The 25,749-nt window shown below is 66.7% G+C and carries 27 protein-coding genes; 9 read left to right on the forward strand and 18 right to left on the reverse strand.

What is annotated here, in order from left to right; genetic code table 11:
* Nucleotides 1–37: 37 nt before the first annotated feature.
* Together EZ304_RS15200 and EZ304_RS15205 are read right to left on the reverse strand one after the other, a co-directional pair.
* On the reverse strand, nt 38–1,186 hold the full coding sequence (locus EZ304_RS15200; protein WP_142807490.1) for a DUF1624 domain-containing protein: 1,149 nt from the start codon (nt 1,184–1,186) through the stop codon (nt 38–40).
* A 91-nt stretch (nt 1,187–1,277) separates the two neighbouring features.
* Nucleotides 1,278–1,820 carry a hypothetical protein gene (locus tag EZ304_RS15205; RefSeq protein WP_260678119.1) on the reverse strand — a complete coding sequence of 181 codons (543 nt, stop codon included), beginning with the start codon at nt 1,818–1,820 and terminating at the stop codon, nt 1,278–1,280.
* A gap of 277 nt (nt 1,821–2,097) precedes the next feature.
* Between EZ304_RS15205 and EZ304_RS15210 the strand changes: the two genes are divergently transcribed.
* The 3 genes from EZ304_RS15210 (at nt 2,098) to EZ304_RS15220 (ending at nt 7,718) form a co-directional block, all read left to right on the forward strand.
* Nucleotides 2,098–4,062 (forward strand): OPT family oligopeptide transporter, encoded by a 1,965-nt coding sequence (locus EZ304_RS15210; protein WP_099553005.1) that lies wholly within the window; start codon nt 2,098–2,100, stop codon nt 4,060–4,062.
* 206 nt (nt 4,063–4,268) lie between these two features.
* A complete protein-coding gene (locus EZ304_RS15215) occupies nt 4,269–6,347 on the forward strand; it encodes an alpha/beta hydrolase family protein (protein ID WP_142807491.1) in 2,079 nt (692 codons plus the stop codon).
* A gap of 141 nt (nt 6,348–6,488) precedes the next feature.
* Nucleotides 6,489–7,718, forward strand: coding sequence for a DUF819 domain-containing protein (locus EZ304_RS15220; protein ID WP_099553003.1), 1,230 nt, complete (start codon nt 6,489–6,491; stop codon nt 7,716–7,718).
* 88 nt (nt 7,719–7,806) lie between these two features.
* Here the strand turns inward: EZ304_RS15220 and EZ304_RS15225 are convergent, their stop codons facing one another.
* The 5 genes from EZ304_RS15225 to EZ304_RS15245 are packed head-to-tail and all read right to left on the reverse strand — an operon-like array spanning nt 7,807 to nt 10,827.
* Entirely contained in the window at nt 7,807–8,286 is a 480-nt protein-coding gene (locus EZ304_RS15225) for a hypothetical protein (protein ID WP_099553002.1), read from the reverse strand.
* 46 nt (nt 8,287–8,332) lie between these two features.
* Entirely contained in the window at nt 8,333–8,593 is a 261-nt protein-coding gene (minE, locus tag EZ304_RS15230) for a cell division topological specificity factor MinE (protein ID WP_005408532.1), read from the reverse strand.
* Nucleotides 8,594–8,595: 2 nt separating this feature from the next.
* Nucleotides 8,596–9,405: a septum site-determining protein MinD gene (gene minD / locus EZ304_RS15235; RefSeq protein ID WP_005408533.1), complete on the reverse strand. Its 810-nt coding sequence runs from the start codon at nt 9,403–9,405 to the stop codon at nt 8,596–8,598.
* A 37-nt stretch (nt 9,406–9,442) separates the two neighbouring features.
* Complete coding sequence (gene minC / locus EZ304_RS15240) at nt 9,443–10,285, reverse strand: septum site-determining protein MinC (protein ID WP_142807492.1); 843 nt, start codon at nt 10,283–10,285, stop codon at nt 9,443–9,445.
* Nucleotides 10,231–10,827 carry a GNAT family N-acetyltransferase gene (locus EZ304_RS15245; RefSeq protein ID WP_005408535.1) on the reverse strand — a complete coding sequence of 199 codons (597 nt, stop codon included), beginning with the start codon at nt 10,825–10,827 and terminating at the stop codon, nt 10,231–10,233. The genes minC and EZ304_RS15245 overlap by 55 nt, the downstream gene beginning before the upstream one ends.
* A 150-nt stretch (nt 10,828–10,977) precedes the next feature.
* Between EZ304_RS15245 and EZ304_RS15250 the strand changes: the two genes are divergently transcribed.
* The 4 genes from EZ304_RS15250 to EZ304_RS15265 all read left to right on the forward strand — a co-directional run bounded on the left by EZ304_RS15250 (nt 10,978) and on the right by EZ304_RS15265 (nt 14,599).
* Nucleotides 10,978–12,174, forward strand: a complete 1,197-nt coding sequence (locus EZ304_RS15250; RefSeq protein ID WP_142807493.1) for a sensor histidine kinase — start codon at nt 10,978–10,980, stop codon at nt 12,172–12,174.
* A complete protein-coding gene (locus tag EZ304_RS15255; protein WP_099552998.1) occupies nt 12,174–12,815 on the forward strand; it encodes a response regulator in 642 nt (213 codons plus the stop codon). The genes EZ304_RS15250 and EZ304_RS15255 overlap by 1 nt, the downstream gene beginning before the upstream one ends.
* 234 nt (nt 12,816–13,049) lie before the next feature.
* Nucleotides 13,050–14,123: an SRPBCC family protein gene (locus EZ304_RS15260; RefSeq protein WP_099552997.1), complete on the forward strand. Its 1,074-nt coding sequence runs from the start codon at nt 13,050–13,052 to the stop codon at nt 14,121–14,123.
* 104 nt (nt 14,124–14,227) lie between these two features.
* The gene (locus tag EZ304_RS15265) at nt 14,228–14,599 is read left to right on the forward strand and encodes a DUF423 domain-containing protein (protein WP_019659313.1); all 372 of its coding nucleotides are present in this window, start codon (nt 14,228–14,230) and stop codon (nt 14,597–14,599) included.
* A 509-nt stretch (nt 14,600–15,108) separates the two neighbouring features.
* On the opposite strand, the gene EZ304_RS15270 is transcribed toward EZ304_RS15265, so the two are convergent.
* The 5 genes from EZ304_RS15270 to EZ304_RS15290 are packed head-to-tail and all read right to left on the reverse strand — an operon-like array spanning nt 15,109 to nt 17,807.
* Entirely contained in the window at nt 15,109–15,918 is an 810-nt protein-coding gene (locus tag EZ304_RS15270; protein WP_142807494.1) for a M15 family metallopeptidase, read from the reverse strand.
* Between the two features lie 9 nt (nt 15,919–15,927).
* The gene (locus EZ304_RS15275; RefSeq protein WP_142807495.1) at nt 15,928–16,521 is read right to left on the reverse strand and encodes a PH domain-containing protein; all 594 of its coding nucleotides are present in this window, start codon (nt 16,519–16,521) and stop codon (nt 15,928–15,930) included.
* A gap of 3 nt (nt 16,522–16,524) precedes the next feature.
* Entirely contained in the window at nt 16,525–16,704 is a 180-nt protein-coding gene (locus EZ304_RS15280) for a DUF4177 domain-containing protein (protein ID WP_142807496.1), read from the reverse strand.
* The gene (locus EZ304_RS15285; RefSeq protein ID WP_099552994.1) at nt 16,701–16,880 is read right to left on the reverse strand and encodes an Arc family DNA binding domain-containing protein; all 180 of its coding nucleotides are present in this window, start codon (nt 16,878–16,880) and stop codon (nt 16,701–16,703) included. Before EZ304_RS15285 ends, EZ304_RS15280 begins: the two co-directional genes overlap by 4 nt.
* A 45-nt stretch (nt 16,881–16,925) precedes the next feature.
* The gene (locus EZ304_RS15290; protein WP_014036365.1) at nt 16,926–17,807 is read right to left on the reverse strand and encodes an SPFH domain-containing protein; all 882 of its coding nucleotides are present in this window, start codon (nt 17,805–17,807) and stop codon (nt 16,926–16,928) included.
* A gap of 137 nt (nt 17,808–17,944) precedes the next feature.
* On the opposite strand from EZ304_RS15290, the gene purT reads away from it, so the two are divergent.
* A complete protein-coding gene (gene purT, locus EZ304_RS15295) occupies nt 17,945–19,132 on the forward strand; it encodes a formate-dependent phosphoribosylglycinamide formyltransferase (protein ID WP_142807497.1) in 1,188 nt (395 codons plus the stop codon).
* A 71-nt stretch (nt 19,133–19,203) separates the two neighbouring features.
* Here the strand turns inward: purT and EZ304_RS15300 are convergent, their stop codons facing one another.
* Nucleotides 19,204–20,409, reverse strand: a complete 1,206-nt coding sequence (locus EZ304_RS15300; RefSeq protein WP_142807498.1) for an endonuclease/exonuclease/phosphatase family protein — start codon at nt 20,407–20,409, stop codon at nt 19,204–19,206.
* Between the two features lie 37 nt (nt 20,410–20,446).
* Complete coding sequence (locus tag EZ304_RS15305; RefSeq protein ID WP_142807499.1) at nt 20,447–21,202, reverse strand: arginyltransferase; 756 nt, start codon at nt 21,200–21,202, stop codon at nt 20,447–20,449.
* A 156-nt stretch (nt 21,203–21,358) separates the two neighbouring features.
* On the opposite strand from EZ304_RS15305, the gene EZ304_RS15310 reads away from it, so the two are divergent.
* A complete protein-coding gene (locus tag EZ304_RS15310; RefSeq protein ID WP_099552990.1) occupies nt 21,359–21,919 on the forward strand; it encodes an EF-hand domain-containing protein in 561 nt (186 codons plus the stop codon).
* A 51-nt stretch (nt 21,920–21,970) separates the two neighbouring features.
* Here the strand turns inward: EZ304_RS15310 and EZ304_RS15315 are convergent, their stop codons facing one another.
* From EZ304_RS15315 to EZ304_RS15330, 4 genes are all read right to left on the reverse strand, one after another.
* Nucleotides 21,971–23,188 carry an RNA polymerase sigma factor gene (locus tag EZ304_RS15315; RefSeq protein ID WP_142807500.1) on the reverse strand — a complete coding sequence of 406 codons (1,218 nt, stop codon included), beginning with the start codon at nt 23,186–23,188 and terminating at the stop codon, nt 21,971–21,973.
* Between the two features lie 208 nt (nt 23,189–23,396).
* Entirely contained in the window at nt 23,397–23,906 is a 510-nt protein-coding gene (locus tag EZ304_RS15320) for a pathogenicity-like protein (protein ID WP_142807501.1), read from the reverse strand.
* 4 nt (nt 23,907–23,910) lie between these two features.
* Nucleotides 23,911–24,819, reverse strand: coding sequence for an acyl-CoA thioesterase II (gene tesB / locus EZ304_RS15325; RefSeq protein ID WP_142807502.1), 909 nt, complete (start codon nt 24,817–24,819; stop codon nt 23,911–23,913).
* Between the two features lie 140 nt (nt 24,820–24,959).
* The gene (locus tag EZ304_RS15330) at nt 24,960–25,736 is read right to left on the reverse strand and encodes an enoyl-CoA hydratase/isomerase family protein (RefSeq protein ID WP_142807503.1); all 777 of its coding nucleotides are present in this window, start codon (nt 25,734–25,736) and stop codon (nt 24,960–24,962) included.
* Nucleotides 25,737–25,749 lie beyond the last annotated feature (13 nt).

Here is a 25,749-nt window from a genome sequence, read left to right on the forward strand (position 1 = left end):
CGCCATGCATGGCCGGCGCTCCCCCGGCTGCCGCCGCTCACAGGTATCGCAACCATGGCAGATCGCGCCTTCGTGCTTTGAACCGCGCGAATACCCGCGTTGGCGGGTACAGCACCACCGCCAGCGCACAGGCCACCAGCAGCAGGCCGCTGACCGAATCCAGGGCATACAACTCGCCATGTGTCGGCCCCCAGGCTGCCAACGCGGCCAGGTACAGCCCCTTCAGCACGTACAGGTGCAGCAGGTAGAAGAACATCGGCGCGGCGCCGATATCGGCCAGCGGGCGCAGCGCACGCGCCAGTGGCGGCCATTCGTACAGGCGCAGCAGCAACACGCCCACGCCCAGGGTCAGCAGCAGGAACTGCAGCGACGGCGGGTACTTGGTCACATTGAGGATGCTCAGCCAGGTGCGCAGTGCAGTGGTCTGGTACTGCCAGGGGGCGTCCCCGTACTCGTTGGCGAACCGCAGCAATGCGAACAGGGCCAGCGCGCCGACGCCTGCCCACAGCAGCCAGCGCTGGCGCTGCTCCGGCGCGCGCTCGTGGGCGAACCAGGGCCCCATCAGATAACCCAGAGCGATCACCCCGATCCACGGCATTACCGGATAGGAGGTGCGCAGGCGCAGCGCGCCGGCCTCGATCCAGTCGCGCTGGTGCAGCACTTTCCACAACACCGCCAGCAGGCCATTGCCTTGCAGCCGTATGTTGTCGAACAGGTTGTGCCCGGCCACCACCGCGACTGCCAGCACCAGCAGGGCCGGGCGCGGCAGCCACAGCAGGCCAGCCAGCGCGATCATGCTCAGTCCGATGGCCCAGATCACCTGCAGGTACAGCGTGTCCGGCGGCAGCTGGAAGGTCCAGGCGAAATTCACCAGGGTCAGTTCCAGCACGACCAGGAACAGGCCTCGCTTGAGCAGGAAGGCGGCCGTGGCCCGGCGCGGATCCGCTTGGCGCTGGCCATACAGCCAGGCCGACAGGCCGGTCAACAGGACGAACACGGGTGCGCACAGGTGGGCCAGAAGACGGCAGGCGAACAGCGCAGGGGAGACCGTCGCCGCGTCCATCGGGTCGCTCACCTGGTGCTGCAGGAAGAAGGTCTCGCGCACGTGGTCCAGCAACATCAACAGCATTACGGTGCCGCGCAGCTGGTCGATGGAGGCCAGGCGGGTAGTGGGGGAGGGGGCCACGTACGAGGTTCGGTCGGCGTGACAGGATATAACATAACAATTACGTCTTTCCAGCGCGTGCTGAGCTGTTCCGACGAGCGCGCGCGTCGGCTCAGGGCAGGCAAACCGAGGGGCTCCAGCCCAGCGCCTCGTCGTAGTGGACCTGGATCGCTCGCAGGCTCCCGTCAGGGTTGGCCTTCAAGCAGAATCGGGCGCTGTGGTGTTGAGTGGCGCCGGTCCTGGTGGCCGACAGCGAAACGTCGTACAGGCGTCCGGGCTGCAGCGGCATCGCCGTTTGCCTTGAAATGGCGTTGGCTGGCACTTCTCCGTAGACCACGCAGGCTCCGGGTGGAAGTGGGATTGATGCGGGATGGGCAAAGTAGAAAGACCATTGCCGCCGCAGCGGTGGAGTAATTGCGTCATGCACCTCCACACCAAACACCTCCGGAGTTTTACCGATACGCTTGCGCTCTTTCTTGGGTAGTCCGAAACAAGGTTTGCCGGCGTGGTCAGTGATCTCGACTGCGCCAATGCGGCTCCAAGCAGATGCGTAATCGCAAAGCGGCATCAGGCAGATCAGGGTCACGAGAGCCACGACCGGTGATTTGATCGGGCGGATCCGCAGTGGGTTGTTCATCGGGCAGCTCAGCGTCATGGGTTCAGTTCATGAACACGATGCACGGGGCGTTGAGGCACTTCAAACGGTGCTGGCTGGAATGCTGCAGTACTGGTTGGCCTGGCCTCTGCAGGACAAGGAGACAGCGAGGCCCGGCAGCCCTCCGGGATGTGCCTCATGCGCTTGATGCGTTGGCCGAGTTTGGCCAGAAGCGACTATCTCACTGCCGACCTGGCCGCAACCCTCCCGAACCGCACTGGACTTGCCGCCCCCTGAACGCTAGCGTGACCAGGATTTTTTGCCAGCAGGGGCTTCCATGAACCACGACGCTGCGCCCAAGCAGCTCACCTTCCGCGCAGTGGCCCTGGCCATCGTGCTGGCGGTGGTGCTGTCGGCCGCAAACGCCTATCTCGGTCTGTTCGCAGGCCTGACCATCGCCACCGCCATTCCCGCCGCGGTGATTTCCATGGGCGTGCTGCGCCTGCTGGGCGGTGGCTCCATCCTTGAAAACAACATCGTGCAGACCGGCGCTTCAGCCGGTTCGTCGATCGCCGCCGGTGTGATCTTCACCATCCCCGCGCTGGTGATCATGGGCTACTGGCCGGACTTCAAGTACTGGTGGGTGCTGGGCATCGCCGGTCTGGGTGGCCTGCTGGGCGTGCTGTTCTCGGTGCCGCTGCGCCGTTCGATGATCGTTGAAGACCCGCTGCCGTTCCCGGAAGGCAAGGCCGCCGCCGAAGTGCTCAAGGCCGGTGAGAACCCGGGCCCGGGCCTGAAGATCCTCGGCCTGTCGGCGGTGATCGGTGCCTTCGTCAAGCTGGCCGCGGAAAGCGGCATGCGCCTGATTCCGGACGCCTGGGCCACCTCGGCCTACGTCGGCAGCTCCAAGGTCACCGCCTTCATCGGCACCAACCTGTCGCCGGCGCTGCTGGGCGTGGGCTACATCGTCGGTCTCAACGTCGGCATCGTGGTGGTCTCCGGTTCGATCCTGACCTGGCACATCGCCATCCCGATCTACCAGGCGTTCTTCATGAACACCGATCCGGCACTGGCCGCGTCGGTTGCCACCGCTTCGTCCACCGAAGCCGCGTTCGCCATCTGGGGCGCGAAGATGCGCTACCTGGGCGTCGGCGCGATGCTGATCGGTGGCATCTGGACCCTGATCTCGCTGCGCAAGTCGCTGCTGAACGGCGTCAAGAGCGGCTTCGCGGCTGCCCGCAAGAGCGGCGGCCCGGTGCTGGCGCACACCGAGCGCGACCTGCCGATGAAGTGGATGCTGGTCGCCCTGGTGGCCTTCGTGCTGCCGCTGCTGGCCCTGTACCAGGCCATCGTCGGCCAGTGGCACGTGTCGATCCCGATGACCCTCATCATGATCGTCGCCGGCTTCCTGTTCGTTTCGGTCTCGGCGTACCTCGCCGGCCTGATCGGCTCGTCCAACAACCCGGTGTCGGGCATCACCATCTCCACCATCCTGTTCGCCTCGGCGGTGCTGGTGGTGCTGCTGGGTGCCGATGGCCTGAAGCCGGTCGGTGCCGGCGGTGCGCCGCTGGGTGCGGTGGCCGCGATCATGATCGGTGCGGTGGTGTGCTGCGCCGCCGCGGTCGGCGGTGACAACCTGCAGGACCTCAAGGCCGGTTACATCGTCGGCGCCACCCCGTGGAAGCAGCAGCTGATGCTGGGCATCGGTGCGTTCTCGTGCGCGCTGATCATGGCTCCGGTGCTGAACCTGCTGGCCACTGCCTACGGCATCGGCGTCAAGTCCGAGCTGCATCCGAACGCACTGGCCGCGCCGCAGGCCAACCTGATGGCCTCGGTGGCCAAGGGCCTGTTCGGCGGTGAACTGCCGTGGACCTTCATCGGCATCGGTGCCGTGGTCGGTGCCGCCATCATCGCCTTCGACAGCTGGCTGAAGTCGCGCAACGCCCGCTTCCGCGTGCCGGTGCTGGCCGCCGCCATCGGTATCTACCTGCCGCTGGAACTGATGGTGCCGATCTTCCTCGGTGGCCTGATCGCCTACCTGGTCGAGCGCTTCCACAAGGTGCGCGCGGATGACGAAGAAGGCCGCGACCGCGTGCACAAGCCGGGCGTGCTGTTCGCCGCCGGCCTGATCACCGGTGAGGCACTGATGGGCATCGCCATCGCGATTCCGATCGTGGTCAGCAGCCGCGCCGACGTGCTGGCCGTGCCGTTCCACCTGCCGGGCGCACAGTGGATCGGCCTGGCCGTGCTGTTCCTGGTCGGCTGGCTGATCTACCGCACCGGCAAGCGCGCCGTGGCGTAACACCCACGGGGTCGGATCCCTTCCCGCAGGGAAGGGCTCTGACCCGGTAGTGCCGGCCAGCGGCCGGCACTACCGCAAACCGCGCTACGGCGCGGTTTGCCTTTTCTGGCGAAGGCATCGACCCGTCCCCGGCCATGACCGATGGCCTTGGCAGCCCCGGCCGCACGGGCCTACCATCGGTTTTTTGCCGTCCTGCGGAGACCCCGATGAAACTGCGTCATGCCCTGCTGCCACTGAGCCTGCTGGCTGCCCTGCCCAGCGTTGCCGCTGCCCGTGGCCTGGAAGTCCGCGACATGGTGGCCATGGACCGCGTCTCCGCGCCGGTACTGACCGCTGACGGCGGCACCGTGGTGTTCGCCAAGCGCAGTGTGGACGCCAACCTGAAGGCCTCCACCGCGCTGTTCGCACGCAACCTGCGCACCCGCGATGCGGCGCCGCCGAAGCAGATCACCCCGGCCGGCTGGAACGTCAATTCCGCCTCGCTGTCGGCTGATGGCCAGACGGTGTATTTCCTCAGCGCCAAGAACGGCAGCCAGCAGCTGTACGCGCAGCCGCTCAGCGGTGGCACCCCGCGCCAGCTGACCGATTTCGCGGTCGACGTGGACAGCTACCACGTGTCGCCGCAGGACGACCGCGTGCTGTTCAGCGCCGGCGTGTTCCAGGCCTGTGCCTCGGACCTGGCCTGCACCGAGAAGAAGTTGAAGGATGTCGCCGGTGCCAAGGCCAGCGGCAAGGTGTTCGACTCGCTGTTCGTGCGCCACTGGGATACCTGGAACGATGGCCGCCGCAACACCCTGTTCGTGGCGCCGCTGCCGGCAGCGAAGGCCGGTCCGGTCAAGGGCGCTTCGGCGCTGAGCGCCACCATCGATGGTGATGCACCGTCCAAGCCGTTCGGTGGCAATGACGATTTCGTGTGGTCGCCGGATGGCGCGAGCGTGGTGGCCAGCATCCGCGTGGCCGGCAAGCAGGAACCGTGGTCGACCAACTTCGACCTGTACCGTTTCGACGCTGCCGGCAAGCAGGCGCCGGTCAACCTGACCGCGTCCAACCCGGCCTGGGATGCCGGCCCGGTGTTCAGCGCCGACGGCAAGACCCTGTTCTACCGTGCGATGAAGCGCCCGGGCTTCGAGGCCGACCGCTTCGGCCTGATGGCAATGGACCTGGCGAGCGGCAAGACCCGCGAGATCGCCCCGCAGTGGGACCGTTCGGCCGGCGGCATCACCCTGTCCGCTGACGGCGCCAGCATCTACACCACCGCCGATGACCTTGGCGAGCACCCGCTGTTCCAGATCGACGTGGCCAGCGGCAAGGCGACCAAGCTGATCGGCGACGGCAGCGTGACCTCGGTCGATGTGGCTGGCACCAGCGTGGCGATCACCCGCAACAGCCTGAAGAGCAACGACCAGGTGCTGGTTGGCCTGCTGCCGGCCGCGGGCGAAGCCATCGGCGAACTGCGCGCGCTGACCCCGGCCGCCGGCGACGTGCTGAAGGACGTGTCCTTCGGTGACTACGAGCAGTTCGAGTTCAAGGGCTGGAACAACGACACCGTGCACGGCTACGTGGTCAAGCCGCACAACTACCAGGAAGGCAAGTCCTACCCGGTGGCGTTCCTGATCCACGGCGGTCCGCAGGGCAGCTTCGGCAACGGCTGGAGCTACCGCTGGAACCCGCAGACCTACGCGGGCCAGGGCTACGCGGTGGTGATGATCGACTTCCACGGTTCCACCGGCTACGGCCAGGCCTTCACCGATGCGATCAGCCAGCACTGGGGCGACCGCCCGCTGGAAGACCTGCAGAAGGGCTGGGACGCGGCGCTGAAGAAGTATTCCTTCCTCAACGGCGACAAGGCCTGTGCGCTGGGTGCCAGCTATGGCGGCTTCATGGTCAACTGGATCGCCGGCAACTGGAACAGCCCGTTCAAGTGCCTGGTCAACCACGATGGCGTGTTCGACCAGCGCATGATGGGTTACGCCACCGAAGAACTGTGGTTCACCGAGTGGGAGCAGGGCGGTACCCCGTACCAGAAGGCGGCGAACTACGAGAAGTTCAACCCGGTCAACCACGTGGCGGACTGGAAGAAGCCGATCCTGGTGATCCACGGCCAGCAGGACTTCCGCATTCCGGTCGAGCAGGGCCTGGCTGCGTTCACCGCTGCACAGCGCCAGGGCATCGAATCGAAGTTCCTGTACTTCCCGGATGAGAACCACTGGGTGCTGAAGCCGAACAACAGCATCCTGTGGCACGACACCGTCAATGCCTGGCTGAAGCAGCACATCGGCAACTGATGACTGCAGCGCCGCCCTTCGGGGCGGCGCTTTTGTTTCACCATCTGCTGTACCGGTGGGTGCCGACCGTTGGTCGGCACACCTTCCTGATCTGCCGCCAACAGCAGCCGGCCAGCGGCCGGCACTACCCAGAGCACCTGCATGATCCAGAACGACATCGTCGTCTTCGGTTTGATCGCCGCCACCCTCGGCGCCGTGTTCTGGACCGCCTCGCGCGAGCAGGGCCTGTGGAAGCGCTTCTACACCTTCGTGCCGGCGCTGCTGCTGTGCTACCTGATTCCTGGCATCTACAACACTGTCGGCCTGATCGACGGCCAGAACACCAAGCTCTACAACCCGATCGCGCGCGACATCCTGCTGCCGGCGGCGCTGATCCTGCTGACCCTGGCAGTGGACATCAAGGGCATCCTGCGGCTCGGCCCGAAGCTGGTGCTGATGTACCTGGGCGCATCGGCCAGCATCATGCTCGGCGCGGTAGTGGCCTTCCTGCTGATGCGCGCGGTGCATCCGGAAACCGTGGCCGGTGATACCTGGGCCGGCATGGCCGCGCTGGCCGGCAGCTGGATCGGCGGTGGCGCCAACATGCTGGCGATGCGCGAAGTGTTCGACGTCAACGCAACCACGTTCGGCCAGTTCGCAGTGGTCGACGTGGGTGTCGGTTACGTGTGGATGGCCGCGCTGATCTTCCTGGCCGGTCGTGCCGCGAAGATCGATGCACGCAGTGGCGCCGATACCTCGGCCATCGATGAGCTGAAGGAGCGTATCGCGCGCTTCCAGGCCGAACACGAGCGCATTCCCAGCCTCACCGACCTGATGCTGATCGTGGCGGTGGCCTTCGGCGGCGTCGGCCTGTCGCATGCGATCGGTGCGCCGCTGGCGGCGTGGTTCAAGGCCAACGTCAGCTGGGCCGCGCAGTTCAGCCTGGACGCACCGTTCGTGTGGGTGGTGGTGCTGTCGACCACGCTGGGCCTCAGCCTCAGTTTCACCCGTGCGCGCAATCTCGAAGGCGCGGGTGCATCGCGTCTGGGCTCGCTGCTGCTGTACTTCCTGATTGCCTGCATCGGCATGCAGATGGATCTGCTGGCGCTGCTGGATCGCCCGTGGCTGTTCCTGCTGGGCATCATCTGGATCAGTGTGCACATCGTGCTGCTGTGGTGCCTGGGCAAGCTGCTGAAAGTGCCGTTCTTCTACTTCGCCATCGGCTCGCAGTCGAACATCGGTGGCCCGGCCTCGGCGCCGGTGGTGGCCGCCGCGTTCCACCCGGCATTGGCGCCGGTGGGCGTGCTGCTGGGCACGATGGGCTACGCCACCGGCACGTACCTGGCCTACATCGTCGGCATCACCCTGCGCGCGCTGGCCGGGCAGGGGTGATTCCGGTAGTGCCGGCCGCTGGCCGGCAACCCGGTGATGCTTCACGGAGTCATGAGGTTGCCGGCCAGCGGCCGGCACTACCGATGCTCTATGCCACCGGCAATCCGCGTTCGATCAGCCACGCCTTCGCGTCTTCGGCGTCCTCTTCAAACCACGCCCGGGTAGATCCCAGCCGATACGTATACCCCCAGGCATCCATGTCGGCCATCAGCCGCTGGCTGCCGACGCCGGGCAGTTGCCCGGCCAGCACGATCTGCAGGTAGCAGGTCGCGTCTTCCTCGGCCACCGAGTCGGTGGCATCGGTGTGCACCTGCGCGCGCCGCTCCGGTGGCAATACGATCAGGTGGCAGGCTTCGTGCAGCATCGAATGCACGGGGGTGTCATCGCGCACGTACACGTTGCTGGCAATGATGCCCGCCTCGGGCTCGCCCCAGTAGCTACCGGGAATCGGTTCACCGGCCGCCACGTGGTGCAGCCGAAGGCCATGCGCGGCGAGCAGGCACTGCGCATCTGCGAAGGCGATGTCGCCCACGCAGGTGATGTCCACGGCGGTTGTCGTATCGGTCATGCGGGTCAGGCAGCCCCGCCCATGCAGGCACGGGCGGGGCAGGGCATCAGGGTTTGTCCGGGCCTTCAGGCAGCGCCACGGAGATGTCCAGCACATCGTGCTGGCCATCCTTCACCAGGTCGACCTTCACCGCATCGACGTCGATGTTCACGTACTTCTTGATCACTTCCAGCAGCTCGCGCTGCAGCAGCGGCAGGTAGTCCGGGCCACCGCGGTGGCTGCGTTCCTGCGCGATGATGATCTGCAGGCGGTTCTTTGCGGTTTCGGCGGTGGTCTTCTTCGCTTTGAGGAAATCGAACAGGCCCATGCTTACCCTCCGAACAGCTTGCTGAAGAAGCCCTTCTTCTCGACGCTGGTGAAGCGCATCGGGCGATCTTCGCCGAGGATGCGCGCGACGGCATCGTCATACGCCTGGCCGGCGGCGGATTCGACATCCAGGATGACCGGCTCGCCCTTGTTGGAGGCATTGAGCACGTCGCCCGATTCGGGGATCACGCCGATGGCCTTCAGCCCCAGCACTTCCTCGACGTCGGCGATGCTGAGCATCTCGCCGGTTTCCACGCGCAGCGGGGTGTAGCGGGTCAGCAGCAGGAAGGCCGGCACGTTCTGGCCGGATTCGGCCTTGTGGGTCTTCGAATCCAGCAGGCCGATGATGCGGTCGGAGTCGCGCACCGAGGACACTTCCGGGTTCACCACCACCACCGCGCGGTCGGCGAAGTACATCGCCAGGAACGCACCCTTCTCGATGCCGGCCGGCGAGTCGCAGATGATGTAGTCGAAGCCATCGGCGGCCAGGTCCTTCAGGACCTTGCCCACGCCTTCCTGGGTCAGTGCATCCTTGTCGCGGGTCTGCGAGGCAGCCAGCACGTACAGGTTGTCGAAGCGCTTGTCCTTGATCAGGGCCTGCTTGAGGGTGGCTTCGCCGTGCACGACGTTGACGAAGTCGTACACCACTCGGCGTTCGCAGCCCATGATCAGGTCGAGGTTGCGCAGGCCGACGTCGAAGTCGATCACCGCCACCTTCTTGCCGCGCCGCGCCAGGCCACAGGCCAGGCTCGCGCTGGAAGTGGTCTTGCCCACGCCGCCCTTGCCGGAGGTGACTACGATGATTTCAGCCAAAGGACTTCTCCTGGTTCTGCATTAGTTTGGGGCTGCGTCAGTCCAGCGCAGCGATCTTGATCTGGTCCTGTTCCAGCCAGACCTGCACGGCCTTGCCGCGCAGGTTGTCCGGGACATCGTCCAGTACCTTGTAGTGGCCTGCAATGGCCACCAGTTCCGCATGGAAATCACGGCAGAAGATGCGTGCCGCGGTGTTGCCCTGGGCCCCTGCCAGCGCGCGGCCGCGCAGGGTGCCGTAGATGTGGATGCTGCCATCGGCGATGACCTCGGCGCCGGCGCCGACAGTGGCCATCACGGTCAGGTCGCAGTTTTCCGCGTACAGCTGCTGGCCCGAACGCACGTTCCCCAGCTGCATGCGGCCTGGCTGTGGTGCGGCCGCATCGGCGACCTTGGCCACCGGTGCGGCCGGGGCCGGCTTCGGCTCTGTACGCGCGGCGCGGCGCGGTTCCGGCGCGGGCGGCGGAGCCGGTTCGGCTTCGGCACGTTCGTACTGGGCGCGGAACTTGGCCAGCAACGGCAGGCCGAGCTGCTGCGAGAGCAGGTCGACCGCGCTGGTGCCGTAGGCCAGCGCCACCGGCAGCACGCCCGCGCTGCGCAGGCCGTCGACCAGCGCCTGCGCGGTGGACACGTCCGGCACCTGGCTCAGGCCGCCGAAGTCGAGGATCACCGCGGCGCGGCCGAACAGCTTCGGTGCACGGGTCACGCGCTCGCGCATTTCCTGCACGAGGCGTTCGACATCAAGGGTACGGATGCGCAGGTTGGCGATGCCCACCTGGCCGATCTTCAGTTCACCGGCCTGTTCGTAATCGAAATTCACCGCCACGCTCAGGTCCCCGTTGGCCGCTGTGCCTGCGCCGGCAGCTGCCGGGCGCGTGTCCATGCCACATCCGGCAGCTTGCCGCCGTAGGTCTCCTGGACCCACGGGTAGCTGCACAGTTCCTTGGCCAGCATGCTGGCACGCACATCGACCTGGGCCATGGTGTTCTGGCCCAGCTCGCGGAAGCCGAAGCTGCCGTGGAAGAGCAGGGCGGCATCGGCGCCATGGTCGAGGAAGACTTCGCAGGTCATCTGCGGGTAGCGCAGCTCGGCGAAGCTCTGCGCGTCGGCATAGAACGCACGGCCGACGCCACCGCCGCGGCGGCGGCTGGCGACCACGATGCGGTCGATGTAGAAGAACGGGGTGTCCAGCTGCTGCTTGAACCAGGCGAAGTTGCTGCTGTCGTGCTGGCTGTCGCTGCCGAAGCCGATCAGGAAGCCGGCCAGGTTGCCGTCGCGCTCGGCGACGCGGAAATATTCAGCGGTTTCGTAGAACAGGCGCAGGCGGGCCGCATCCAGGGGAAGGATGGCCAGGCCAGCGTTGTTGTTCAAAGCCAGGACGGAATCGAGCTCGTGCTCGCGCACGTCGCGGATGACAATCGACATTGTGACTCCGTGGGGTAACGCGGTTGGTCCATCAAGGGACCCTGCGCACGATTATTGCATGCCCGGGGTGGGCTGCGGCATGAACAGGCGACCGGGCAGGCATGACTTCCGTGGGGTGCGGTGCGCAGGCCGGGCCCGTAGAGTGCTGCCATGTTGGGAGTCCTCAGCCATACCCGCGTCCTCCGCCTGGCCGGCCTGTTCACCTGGGTCATGGTCGGCCTGCCGTTGGCGTACTCGCAGTTCGAGAACCTGCACAGCCGCGGCGACATGGGGGGCTGGGCGGTGCTGCTGTTCGTCGCCTACCTGTCTTTCGGCACCTCGTATTACTGGCTGACCCGCATCCTGCGCAGCGACAGCCCCACCAGCTGGCTGGACCGGGGGTTGCTGTTGCTGCTGACGATCTCGGCGCTGGGCGTCAGCTTCCTCAGCGGCTCGGGCCTGGGCAGCATCCTGATGATGGTGGCCGCCGGGGTCATTCCGTGGATGCTGTCGGTGCGCCTGGGCGTGCTGTGGCTGCTGGTCAGCCAGCTGGCGGTGGCCCCGGTCTACTACATGCTGCTGCGCTTCCCGTTGTTCGAAGCAGTGATGCAGTCGCTGCTGTACGGCGGCTTCTCCATGTTCATCTTCGTGACCAGCCTGGTTGCCCGCCAGCAGACCGAGGCGCGCGACGAACAGCGTCGGCTCAATTCAGAGCTGCGTGCCACCCGCGCCCTGCTGGCCGAGAGTGCCCGTGTCAATGAGCGCACCCGTATCTCGCGCGAGCTGCATGACCTGCTGGGCCACCAGCTGACCGCGCTGACCCTGAACCTGGAAGTGGCCGGGCACCTGGCCGAAGGGCAGGCGTTGGAACATGTGAAGCGCTCGCACGCATTGGCCAAACTGCTGCTGGGCAACGTGCGCGAGGTGGTCAGCCAGCTGCGCGAGACCGGCGCCATCGATCTGGCCGCGGCGCTGCGCCCGCTGACCGAGAATGTGCCCTCGCTGGACATCCAGCTGGACATCGAGGATCCGCTGAACGTGGAGGACCCGCAGCGGGCCCACGTCCTGCTGCGCTGCACGCAGGAGATCATCACCAACGCGGTGCGCCACGCCGGTGCCCGTCACCTGTGGATCAAGGTGTACCGTGAAGCCCCGGACCGGGTGGTGGTGGAGGCCCGCGACGACGGTGTCGGTGCGGACATGGTCAATGTGGGCAATGGCTTGCGCGGCATGCGCGAGCGCCTGCAACAATGTGGTGGCCAGCTGCAGGTCGAGACCCGTCCCGGCGAAGGCTTCCGCCTGCGGGCGACGGTGCCGGCAACGGTGCTGGTGGCCGCCCTTACCAAGGTTCCTGAAGGAGTACGTTGATGATTCGCGTCTGCCTGGTTGATGACCAAACCCTGGTGCGGCAGGGAATCCGCTCCCTGCTGGCACTCGACGACGGCATCGAGGTGGTGGCCGAGGCCGGCGATGGCCGGCAGGCGGTGGAGATGATCCCGCAGGTGCGCCCCGACGTGGTCCTGATGGACATGCGCATGCCGGTGATGTCCGGGCTGGAAGCACTGCAGGTGCTGTCGCGGCAGGAACAGCTGCCGCCGACCATCATCCTCACCACCTTCGACGACGATCAGCTGGTGCTGGCCGGCCTCAAGGCCGGTGCCAAGGGCTACCTGCTCAAGGATGTGACCCTGGCACAGCTGGTCGGTGCCATCCGTACCGTGGCCGAAGGCGGTTCGCTGGTGCAGCCGGCGGTGACGCAGCGCCTGTTGTCGGGCCTGGAGCACATGCGCAACGAGTTCGTCAGCCTGGACCGCCCGGACCCGCTGACCGACCGCGAGACCGAGATCCTGCGGCTGATGGCCAGCGGTTTCTCCAACAAGGAGATCGCCAACTCACTGGGCGTGGCCGAGGGCACCATCAAGAACCACGTGTCCAACATCCTCTCCAAGCTGGGGGTGCGCGACCGTACGCGCGCGGTACTGAAGGCGTTCGAACTCCAGCTGGTCTGAGGAAAATCGTTTCGGTACAAAGACTTGGGTGGTGGCAGGGGGTTCCGGCCAAGGTTGCCCCCTACTTGCCGGGTAGCGGTATGCGTTACCCTTCGAATTCTTTGTCCATACAAATACGCAGCCGGCAGGGAAACCGGTGCGCCAATCCCGATAAACAATGCCCGCGAAGCCTGCTAGGATTGGCGCTTCGCTTCAATCAACCCGGCCGTGGGATCGGCCCCGGAGACTCTCTGAATGACCCGTATTATCGAGTTCCTGATCGCCTTGGGGATCGTGGCTGGCCTGTTCGTCATCATTGGCGTATGTCTGCCGGGCGAGCGTCACATCACCGAAAGCATCGAGACCAACCGCAAGATGACGATCGTGTACGACACGGTCAGCAGCCTGCGCCGCTTCAAGGACTGGAACCCGCTGGTACTGCGCGATCCCGCCGTTGAACTGAAGCTGTCCGGCCCGGCCTCCGGCAAGGGTGCCACCCTGGACTTCACCTCCAAGGACCTGGGCACCGGTTCCTGGAAGATCACCGACGCCGAAGAGAACAAGCGCGTTGCGATCGCCATCGAAGACGCCACCAAGGGTCACGACAAGGTCACCACCTTCACCCTGGAGCCGACCGGCAAGGGCGGCCGTAACGTCAAGATCACCCAGGACTACTCGGTGAAGTACGGCTTCGACCTGTTCGGCCGTTACGCCGGCCTGTATGTCAGCCGCCAGATCGGCGACGACATCAAGATGGGTCTGTCGCGCATGGCCAACATGCTGGCCAGTGTGCCGAACGTCGACTACCGCACCCCGGAAGCGCCGCTGACCGATCTGGCCATCGTCGATGTACCGGCCGAGGACCTGCTGGTCGTCAACGCCGGTAACGTGGATCGCGGTCAGGACACGATCACCAAGTCCATCAAGGACAACCAGGAGTGGATCAAGCGCGTGATGGAGGCCAATGGCCTTGAAGCCGCCGGTCCGTTCCGCATCATCACCACCGACTTCGGTCAGGAGAAGTACGCCTTCGACATCGCCCAGCCGGTGAAGAAGAAGGGTGCTGAAGGTGCTGCTGCTGAAGCTCTGACCGTCAAGATCGACGGTGGCGCTCCGGTCAAGTACGTGCACGTCGCTCCGCACCGCTCGGCACATGCGGCCTACAGCGGCCACATGGCGGGTCTGGACGTGGCCCGCAACGGCCTGCGCGCCTGGGCTGTGACGGCGGGCAACGAAGTGATCGACCGTCCGTACGAATCCTGGAAGGACGGCATCGACAAGTCGTTCACCCCGGAAGGTACCTACGACATCTACTGGGCCGTCAAGTAAGCCTCGGCTGACCCATGTAATGCTGGACACGAAAACGCGCCGCTCATTGCGGCGCGTTTTTTTTCATCTGGCGCCCGGCAAGGGGCGCTGCGCAAGGAGCCCTCATGTTCAATCTGGAACGTCGCGCACGTAAGCCTTCCCTGCTGGCCTGTCTCGGCGCGCTGCTGGCGGCCGCCTCGATCGGTCTGTCCGCCTATGCATCGCACGGTGTGGCGGACCCGTTGGCGCAGCAGCATCTGAACATGGCGGCGCTGTACGCGTTCGCACACGGTGCGGTGCTGGTGGCGCTCGGGCCGCGCGCGCAGGGCGCGATCGCGCACCTGGCGCTGTACGTGCTGCTGCTGGGAGTGCTGTTGTTCTCCGGCAGCCTGGTGGGCGGCGCGCTGTGGCAGTGGCCGACGCGGATGGCACCGATCGGTGGCACCAGCATGATGGCCGGATGGGTGTTGCTGGCGATCAATGCGTTGAGGCGGTGACTGAGTCGACGTTGTCGCTTCGATCCATGCTGATGCGATCGTGAAGGTTCATGGGCGTTACTTTTCTTTTCGCGCGAAAAGAAAAGTAACCAAAAGAAACGCGCCGCCGACCGCGAGCCGGTGCTGCGCACCGGTCCCCCTCGCTCCTCGGCCCGTCGAGGGGCGGTGCGGAGAGCAGCCGAGCATGGCTCGGCTCTACAGAATCGCACGCACCTCTTCGCCCTCGCCGGACCTGCGGTGCTCGGCTCGCTTGAAGGCGGACCCAGCAGCCGCGCGCTGATCCGTTATAGAGGCTTCGAGCGAAGCGACCCGCTTTGGTCTTTGCTCTCTTGTTCCATTCCGTGGCGGACGCACGCGGAATCTGTCCGTGGCCGGGCGGGTGGGGTGCGCAGGGGCGTAAGCCATGGATGGCGCGCCCGAGCCTACAGGGACGTATTTACGGCGTCCCCTGCGCAGCCCACCCGCCCGGACAGCTCCATGAATTTCGCTTTGCGGCTGCCACGAGGGGCTCAGCCGTTGGCCGGTCTCCAGCACCAATGCCACGGTTCGTAGACGATGCCGTGCGGGTTGTCGCGCGGGTAGCTCAGATGGAAGCCATGCGCGCCGGCATGCGCCTGCAGCCACGCGAACGCGTCGGTGGCTTCGAACGATTCTTCGGCCGGGGCGTCGCCCGGCGTGCCGATGTCCAGCGCGTGGCCGCTGTGGTGTTCGCTGAAACCCGGTGCAGCATTCACCTTCAGGATCTCCGCCACGCTCAAGCCGCGCGCCAGTTTCCGTTCGAAGATGCCCAGCTGGTAGGCATGGCTGCGGAAGCCGGAGATGGCGTCCAGCGCAATGCCATCCTGTGCCGCCTGCAGTCGCATCCGTCGCCAGCCCTGCGCGGCGGCACGGCGCAGCCACAATGGGCGGGCGAAGCGGTCGCGACCGGCGAAGTGCAGCAGGCACGGTTCGGATTCCAGTGGCAGGCCGCTGTCGTCGGCATAGCGCTGTGCATCCAGGCCAAGCTGCTGCAGGCGCTGCTGCAACCCGGCCAGGGGCAGCCACTGATCTTCCAGGCCGGCGCCGAAGGGCCGCGCTGCCGCGTCATCCAGCAGCGCCAGTGCTTCCTCGACCCCGGGCTCGCGCGGCAGGCGCGGCACCATGGCGTGCACACCCTGTGCCAGCACCGCCGCCAGGTAGCGGCCATCGCGCTTGCGCCGCAGCACCCAGTGCGCCTGCGACAGCAGGCGTGCATCCAGGTTGCTGCGTGCACGCAGCAGGTGAGCGGGCCACAGCTCGATGGCCTCGGTGTTGATCAGCAGGGGCGCGCGTCGTTGCATCGCCGCAGCTTACTGCCGTGGCGCCGACGCGGCCACCTTGCGCAGCGCATCGAGCAGCGCCTGCGGCCGGTCCACGCTGAGCAGCAGCGTGCTGCCATCACTGACCGGCAGTGCGAGGACGCGCGCACGGTCGGTGACCAGGGCGAAGCCCTTGCCGCCCCCCTGCAGGCGGAAGTGGCCCGAGTAGAAGCCCGGCATTGAATAGCCATTGGTTTTGAGACGGATGCCATAGCGGCGGTCACGCTGCAGATCGACCACCTCGGCCTGGTCCAGCCGCAGCTGCGCCACCGGCACGCGCCGCCGATACATCGTCGAGCGCACGTCCAGCGCGTCGCCGGCCAGCTCCACGCGGCGGCGGAAGAACGCGGCCCCCAGCCCGACAGCGAGTACAGCGATGACGATCAGGCTCCATGCCGCACTGCCGCCCATCCGGAACCAGGGCGGCGACAGCGTTACTTCGATCCAGGGGACGCTCGCCGGTGCCTTGTGCAGCTGTGCATACAGGCAGGCCACGAAGGCAGCCAGCAGCGGCAGCACGATCCAGAGCACGCGCAGCGGCGAACTCTCGGCCACGTCAAAGGGTTTCGGGTCGCTGCCGCCCATGGTTCAGGCCTCCTTCTTGAACACCAGCATCGCCGCGCGCATCGGCGCCGGGATGATGATGTTGACCAGTTCCCAGCCCAGTTGGCCCTGGCGACTGAGTTCGGCCTGGATGTCTTCGGCCTTGTGCAGGCCCATCAGGGACGTCTTGACCTCGATGGTCTGGTAGTTCCAGCGCTTGCTCATTCCTTGTCCTCCGACGATGGCGTGGGTTTCGGCAGGCGTCCTGCCCTGCGCAGGGCGTCGCGCAGCACGTATTCGATCTGCGCGTTGAGGCTGCGCAGCTCGTCATCAGCCCAGCGCTGTGCCGCAGCCAGGACGTCGGCGTTGATGCGCAGCGGGTAGGCTTTCTTCTCACTCATGGGGGCTCCTGGCGGGGCGGTGGGGCGCCCCGTTGCGAGTGTGGCTCAATACAGCGAGCCGGCATTGACGATCGGCTGGGTACCGCGGTCCGAGCACAGCACGGTCAGCAGGTTGCTGACCATGTGTGCCTTGCGTTCCTCATCCAGCTGCACCACGCCGTTCTTCTGCAGTTCGGCCAGGGCCATCTCGACCATGCCCACCGCACCGGCCACGATGCGCGTGCGTGCAGCGATCACCGCGTTGGCCTGCTGCCGCTGCAGCATCGCCTGGGCGATTTCGGCAGCGTAGGCCAGGTGGCTGATGCGCGCGTCGATCACCTGCACGCCGGCGTCAGCCAGGCGCTCGGCCAGTTCGTTCTTCAGGTGCTGGGAAATCTCGCTGGCGTGGCTGCGCAGGGCCAGCTGGCCGTCCTCGTGCTGGTCGTAGGGGTAACTGGTGGCCATCGCGCGCAGCGCCGATTCGGACTGGATGTGCACGAAGCTCTCGTAGTCGTCCACGTTGTAGACGGCCTCGGAGGCATCGACCACCTGCCAGACGATCACCGCGGCGATCTCGATCGGGCTGCCGTCCAGCTCGTTGACCTTCAGCTTGCCGCTCTCGAAGTTGCGCACGCGCTGGCTGACCCGGCGCTTGGCAAAGAAGGGGTTGTTCCAGCGCAGGCCGTTGTCCTTGACGGTACCCACGTACTTGCCGAACAGGCTCAGCACCGCCGCCTGGTTGGGCTGGATGGTGTACAGGCCGGCCAGGATGAACACGCCCAGCGCCACCAGCAGGGCGCCCAGCAGCATCAGCAGCAGGTTGGGTGAGCCGGTACTGGCCTTCGCTGCCACGCCCACCACGAACAGGGCGGCGCCGGCGAGGGCGACGAGCAGGGCGCCGGCCAGCGTGCCGAGGCCGTTGAGGGAAGACAGTGACTTCTCTTTCATGGCGGTACGTCCTTGAGGGTTCGGAGAAAAGATATCAAAGTGATATCACTTGTCCACTACCGTTCGTCGGATGCCATGGCCGGGGTGCCCGGCCAGCTAGAATGCCCACCCGCCTTCACATCGCTGCTGGAACCGTCATGGCCAAGCTTGGAACTCCGTTGTCCCCCTCCGCCACCCGCGTGCTGCTGCTGGGCTCGGGCGAACTCGGCAAGGAGGTGGCCATCGAGCTGCAGCGGCTGGGCGTGGAAGTGATCGCCGCTGACCGTTATGCCGATGCGCCGGCCATGCAGGTCGCGCACCGCTCGCATGTGATCGACATGCTCGATGCAATGGCCCTGCGCGCGCTGATTGCCCAGGAGCAGCCGCACCTGGTGGTGCCGGAGATCGAGGCCATCCACACCGAAACCCTGGTCCAGCTGGAACAGGAGCAGGGCGTGCGGGTGATCCCGACCGCGCGTGCCGCACGCCTGACCATGGACCGCGAAGGCATCCGCCGCCTGGCCGCCGAAACCCTGGGGCTGCCGACCTCGCCGTACCGCTTCGTCGATACCGAGGCCGAATACCGCGCTGCCGTGGCTGCCATCGGCCTGCCGTGCGTGGTCAAGCCGGTGATGTCGTCCTCGGGCAAGGGCCAGAGCACCTTGCGCAGCGAGGCGGACATCGCCCCGGCCTGGGATTACGCGCAGACCGGTGGCCGCGCCGGTGCCGGTCGCTGCATCGTCGAAGGCTTCATCGATTTCGATTACGAGATCACCCTGTTGACCGTGCGCCATGCCGGTGGCACCGCGTTCTGTGCGCCGATCGGGCATCTGCAGAAGGATGGCGATTACCGCGAAAGCTGGCAGCCGCAGCCGATGTCGAACGCGGCACTGGCGCGTGCCGAAGAGATTTCGCGCGCGATCACCGACGACCTCGGCGGCTGGGGCCTGTTCGGCGTCGAGCTGTTCGTGAAGGGCGACGAGGTGTGGTTCAGCGAAGTGTCACCGCGCCCGCACGACACCGGCCTGGTGACGCTGGTATCGCAGGAACTGAGCGAGTTCGCGCTGCACGCGCGCGCCATCCTCGGCCTGCCGATCCCGGTGATCCGCCAGAGCGGCCCGTCGGCCTCGTGCGCGCTGCTGGCACACGGCGAGGGCGTGCCGTACTTCAACAACGTCGCCGCTGCATTGCAGGTGCCGGATACCGCCGTGCGCCTGTTCGGCAAGCCGAGCGTGCACGGTCATCGTCGCGTCGGCGTGACCCTGGCGCGCGCGGAAACCATCGACGAAGCACGCGCCATCGCACGCGATGCCGCCGACGCCATCGGTGTCGAACTGCGCCCGTAAAGCAAAAAGGGGACGGAGGGGATTAAGTCGTTTGTGGCACAAACGACTTAATCCCCTCCGTCCCCTTTTTATTACTTCACGTCCACCCACACCAGGTGGTGGTCGCTGCCGTCGGCGATCTTCGCTTCCGGGCTTTCATTGGCCGGCCAGAAAATACCACTGCCCACGTATTCGAAACCGGTCGAGGGCAGTACATAGTCCAGGCGCATGGTGCCGGACTTCGGGCCGAAATCGCCGGTGGCGTGGAACGGTGCGCCCTTGCGCTCGATGCCCTTGGCCGCATAGGCCAGGCTGGTCTGCTCGCCGCCGACGCTGCGCGGGGTGGGGTAGCGCAATACGCGGGCGTTCTCGATCAGCTCAACGATCGCTTCATGACGGCCATCGCCATCGACCGGGTCGTTGTTCAGATCGCCGAGGATCACGAAGCGCGCGTCCTGTGCCAGGCCGCCGCACTGGCCCTTGTCGTCGCACAGCCACGGCTTCTCACCCTTGGACAGATATTCCTGCCACAGGCGCAGTTCGTCGTGGTTGCGTGCCGCGTTGCGCTTTTCCGGGCCGTCGAACACCGGCGGGGTCGGGTGCGAAACCAGCGCGTGGACCACGCCGGCTGGGGTCTTCACCGGCACGTCCCAATGCGACTTCGACGACAGGCGCAGCTGCGACCACACATGGTCGTTGTAGAAGCTCTGGCCGGTACGCGGGTCAACCGGGCGGATCGCGCCGGGCATCGCGCTCCACTTCAGCAGCTGGAAGCTGCGTACCTTGGCTTCGTCGATCGGGTAGCGCGACAGCACCAGCATGCCGTACTGGCCCGGGTGCAGGCCGTAGCCCCACGCATCGTTGCCACGGCTGCGGCCTTCGCCGCCGACCACGCCGTTGTTGTCCAGGTCCAGTCCGCTGGGCACGCCGGTATTGACCGGGGCCAGGTAGCGGTAGGCGAAGTGCAGCGGCTTGCCGCCGCCGGGCTGGGCCACTTCCAGATAGCGCTTCTGGAACAGGTCGGCGGCGCGATGGGCGTCGTCGAAGTCGAATTCATTCAGCAGCACCAGGTCCGGGCGCACCTGCTGCAGCACTGCGGCGATCTTGCGTGCATGCTCGCTGTCGCCTTCCAGTTCCTTGATCAGGCCGCCGGCGTCGTCGGAGTACAGCGAAGTGTTGTAGGTGGCCAGGCGGAGCGCAGTGGACGGCTTTTCGGTCATCGCGGGGGACGTGGCGAAGGCGGGGGCGGTGGCGCCGCAGAGCAGGGCCAGGGCGAAGATCAGGGGTTTGGCGTTCATCCCCCTATTCTGCACCCGGCCCGGTGTCAGCGGTTTGTCAGCGCCCGTCCAGATCATTGTCGAAATCGTGCCAGCGGCGGCCATCGTAGGCTTCCAGCGGATGGAAGCGGCGCTTGTAGTCCATCTTCCGATGGCCGCGGATCCAGTAGCCCAGGTACACGTGTGGCAGGCCCTCGCGGCGCGCCCATTCGATCTGCTGCAGGATCGCGAAGGTGCCCAGCCCGCGCGTGGCGTGGTCCGGGTCGAAGAAGGTGTAGACCGCTGACAGGCCGTGCTCGGTGACGTCGGTCACCGCCACCCCCAGCAGCTGGCTGGGCTGGCCGTCGTGCCCGGGCAGGCGCATCTCCATGAAGCGGGTGTGCGACCAGCTGCCGATCAGGAACTGCTCGAACTCGTGCGGCCCGTGGTCGTCCATGCCGCCGTTGGCGTGGCGGTGGGTGAGATAACGGTGGTACAGCGCGAACAGGTCATCGCGGGCGGTGGCGGCGGTGATCCGCACCTCCAGGTCGTCATTGCGGGTAGCGCAGCGGCGCTGGCTGCGGTCCGGGACGAAACGTGCCACCGGGATACGCACCGCCACGCAGGCCTGGCAGTGTGCGCAATGTGGCCGGTAGACCAGATCACCGCTGCGGCGGAAGCCCCAGCTCAGGGCCAGCGGATACAGGCCGCCGAGGCGACGGTCGTGCGGGTCCAGCACCAGGTCGCGCGCCACCCGGTCCGACCAGTACCCGCAGGGGTGCTCGCCGGTCTGGAAAAGCCGCAGTTCGTCGTCTCTGTCGCCGTGTATTGCCATGGGCACAGCATAGCTCCAGCCCGTCGCAGTGGCGGCGACTGTCCGCCGGATGAATGGAACCGTCCACGGCGTCAACCGATGGCGCGCCCGGGCGTTGTTGTCTCCCGAGGGCGAAGTGATCGCCCCGACGCAATTCCCATTCCCAGGAGTGACCCCATGATCCGTACCCCCCTGCTGCTGGCCCTGCTGCTCGGCACCTCCGCCTCCGGTATCGCGCTGGCGGCCGACACCCCGACCACGCCGGCGCAGCGCCCGGCCAAGCTGGACACCAATGGCGACGGCGTCATCGATCGCAGCGAGGCCGCCGCCCACCCGCGCTTGGCCGCGAAGTTCGACGAACTGGACAAGAACAAGGATGGCAAGCTTTCGCGCGATGAACTGCCGCGCTGGCAGCATGGCCGCCGTGGCCACGGCGGTGAGCGCTGGGCCAAGCTGGACGTCAACAAGGACGGTCGCATCAGCCGTGAAGAAGCCAAGGCCGATCCGCGCCTGGCCGCGCGCTTCGACCAGCTCGACCTCAACAAGGACGGTTACCTGGACAAGGCCGACCGCGAGCTGCGCATGAAGCAGCATCGAGATGCCTGGTTCGCTGCCGCCGACACCAACAAGGACGGCCAGCTGAGCAAGGCCGAGTTCGACGCAGCCAAGGGCCCGATGCACGGCGGACCGCGCCATGGCGGCCCGCGCGACGGCACTGCACCGAAGCCGCAGCGCTGAGGTTCAATGCAGTGATTGATGACAACGCCGGCGCACTGCCGGCGTTGTCCGTTACAGGCCGCCGCCGCGCAGCAGCGAGTACAGCACCAGCGTGATGACCATCAGGTTCATGGCGATGATGCCGGTGCGGCCGTACATGGACTCGTACTTCCAGTTGGTCCCGCTGCGCCCGCGCCGTGCCGAATCGCGCACGATCATCGGTGCCATCACCCGCTGCAGCGTCACCAGGCACTGGTAGTTGACCACGCCCAGGCCTACCGCCAGCACCGTCAGCTGCGCCCAGACCGGCGCCTGCAGCATGACTGCCAGCAGGATCGCCAGGCACCAGAACATGCCGGTGATGATGTTGAGATAGAGGAAACGGCGCACGTCGGCGCGCTCGGACGCCGTTTCGGTGTACGACATCAGGAAGCGCCCGCCCAGATAGCTGCCGATCGCGCCACCGACCACGCCGCCGATCACCGCCCCCCAGCTTTCGGCCGGCAGCACGTGCAGTTGGCCCAGGGTGGCGGTCAACGATCCCATCGCGGTACCGCCCGCTGCACTGGCGCCGCCGAGGCCCAGCTTGCTGCCGCCGATGCCGACGCCGGTGCTGAGCAGGACCGCGGCGCTGGCGGTGCCGGGCGCGGCCACCAGTACCATCGAAACCACTGCCGTAGCGAACGCGGCACTGGGTGCGCTGCTGCGGGCGAACTCACCGAAGCGCTGCAGCAGGCCGTCGCGCACCAGGGCACGGGCGCGCGACAGGCGCTTGCGCACCGCCGCGTCGCTGAGGCCGAGCAGGTCGGCCACCTGCTGCGAACGCTGGCCTTCGCGGTAGTACAGCAGCAGTACTTCGCGGCTGTCGGCAGGCAGGGCGGAGATGATGTCCCCGGCGGCGATCTCTTCTTCCACCCGCTGCAGGCGGTCGGCGGCACCCGGGGCCGGGTCGGCGGCCATGCCCATCGCCACCTCGGCCGCCTCGCCGGTCAGCGGCCGGCCACGTTGCGCACGCAGCCAGTCGCGGGCAAGGTTGCGGGTGATCTGCCGCAGCCAGGGCAGGAAGCTGGTCGAGCTACGCAGCTGGTGCAGCTGCTGCCAGCCCTTCACGAAGGCTTCCTGGGCAATGTCCTCGCTGGCCTGGCGGTCGCGGGTGATGGCCAGCGCGATGGCGGTGACGGTGTTCTGGCAGGCCAGAACGATGCGGCCATAGGCGTGCTGGCAACCGCTGGCGGCGGCCGGCAGTTCGCGTTCCAGGGTCTGGTCGATCGATGCGGCGAACGTCGTCATGGCGGCGGCTCTCCTGCTGGGATTGTGTCCCATGACGGAGCCGCGCGCTCAATGTGACCAGCATTCTGTGCGGTAGTGCCGGCCGCTGGCCGGCAACCCCATGGCAAAAAAGGGGACGGAGGGGATTAAGTCGTTTGTGCCTCAAACGACTTAATCCCCTCCGTCCCCTTTTTGCGGCTGCCGGCCAGCGGCCGGCACTACCCGTGCGTCATTTCGAGGGCTGGATACGGACCCGGATTTCTTCCTCTTCCGGTGCCGCCTGCGGGGCCGGCTGTGCCTGCTGCGGCTGGGCCTGCGGGGCAGGGGCCGGTGCGACCGGTGCCGGGGTGCCGCGATGGCGCAGGCCGATCACCAGTGCCACGCCGGCGATCACCACCAGCAGCGCGATGCGGATGCGCCAGGCCCAGCTGCGGCCGCCGCTGCCCGCTTCCGGTGCGTCGCGGAAGGCGAACTCGGCGGTCGGATGGTCGCGGCGGGTGGTGTCGAGCAGGCGCGCCTCGCGCAGGATTTCACGCGCGCGTGGCTGGTCGTCGGCGCGCACGATCCACACCGCCGGGTAGGCGTTGGCGTTGCCCAGGTCGGTATAGCTGAACTGACCGCGGCGGCGGGTCTTGTACGAGCGCCCATTGGTCACCTTGACGTCGATGCCATGCTCACGCAGGAGCTCGGCCACGCCTTCGACGGTTTCCACGCGCTGGCTGCTGAAGATCTGGCGCATGGGTTTACTCCTTGGCCGGCACGGCGGCGGCCGCAGCCTGGTCGGGAACGACGCGGATCAGGCCTTCCTGCGCGGTGCTCGCCACCAGCACGCCGTTGCGGGTGAAGAACTGGCCGCGGGCGAGGCCGCGCGAATCCTGCGCGCTAGGGCTGTCCAGCGAGTACAGCAGCCAGTCGTCGGCACGGAACGGGCGGTGGAACCAGATGGCGTGGTCGAGCGAGGCCATCTGCACGTGCGGGTGGTAGTAGCTGATGCCGTGCGGGAAGGTGGCCGTGCCCAGCAGATGGAAATCCGAGGCGTAGGCCAGCAGGGCCTGGTGCAGCTCGGGCGCATCGCCCACCGGTTCGCTCAGGCGCAGCCAGACCTGGTGGTAAGGCGGGCGCTTGGGCGGGTTCAGTTCGTCGCGCGGGTACACGTGGCGGAACTCGAACGGGCCGCCGCGGGACAGCCAGCGCTGCACTTTGATCGGCAGCCGCTCCAGCACCTCGGCCGGCAGCGGGCGGTTCGGCTCGATGTCTTCCGGCTGCGGCACCTCGGGCATCTTGTGCTGGTGCTGGGCACCGGTTTCGGCCTGCTGGAACGAAGCCGCGCAGAAGAAGATCACCTTGCCGTGCTGGATCGCGGTGACCCGGCGCACCGAGAAGCTGCCGCCATCACGGGTGCGGTCCACGTCATAGACGATGGGGTGGTCGATGTTGCCGGCGCGCAGGAAATAGGCGTGCAGCGAATGCACGTGGCGACCGTTGTCGACCGTGGTCTGTGCCGCCGCCAGCGCCTGGCCCAGCACCTGGCCGCCAAACACGTACTTGGTGCCGATGTCGCGGCTCTGCCCGCGGAACAGGTTGTCCTCCAGCCGCTCCAGCGTGAGCAGGTCGATCAGCTCGGAGACGACGGGTTCGGGCGTGTCGTTCAAGGGGGGCGGCCACAGCAATGAAGAAGCCCCGATTATACCGGTGCATGCCAGCCCATCATCGGTAGTGCCGGCCGCTGGCCGGCAACCTCATGATCCTTCTGGGGCGCCTGCGGTTGCCGGCCAGCCGCCGGCACGATCATTTACTTGCCCAGCCGGGCGACCAGCGCCTGCAGGGCATTCTGCGCATCCGGGGCGAACCAGGCCTCCACGAAGCGGTCCAGCTGGATCAGGTCCGGGTGCAGCGCTTCGTGCAGGTCGGAGCGGGCGATGGCGCGGGTCAGCAGCATCGGTTGGCGTGGCTGCTTGAGCAGGTTCTGCAGCCAGGCGATGGCGCGCGCCACCACCAGGTCGCCTTCGGCCAGTTCATCAACCAGGCCGATCTGCAGCGCCTGTTCGGCCGGCACCAGCGAACCGGTGGTCAGCAGCACGCCGGCGCGGTGCACGCCCACCGCACGGCGCAGCAGGCGCTGGATGCCCTCCGGTGCGATCAGGCCGACCTGCACTTCGTTCAGGCCGATGGCATACGGCCGCGATGGATCGGCGCTGCGTGCCATCACCCGGTAGTCGCAGCACAGCGCCAGCACGCAGCCACCCGCAGGGGCATGGCCGGTGATCGCCGCGACCACCGGAATGCGGCTCTCGGCCAGCGTGCGCACGGCGCCAAAGAAGGCGTTCCAGGTGTCCAACAACTTGTGCTTGTCATCGCCATGCGAGAGCAGGTGCGGCACGTCCATGCCACCGGTGAAGATACGCTCGCTGCCCGACAGCACGATGCCATGCGCGTCTTCGGCCATGGCCAGCTCGATGGCATGGATCAACTGCCGGCACAGTTCGGTGTCCAATGCGTTGACCGGCGGCCGCGCCAGGCGCAGTTCGCGGATGGGGCCATGGTTGATCACCTCGATGAGCGTCGTCATGCTGCGGTCTCGT

The sequence above is a fragment of the Stenotrophomonas maltophilia genome (genome assembly GCF_006974125.1).
Lineage (GTDB): Bacteria > Pseudomonadota > Gammaproteobacteria > Xanthomonadales > Xanthomonadaceae > Stenotrophomonas > Stenotrophomonas maltophilia_O.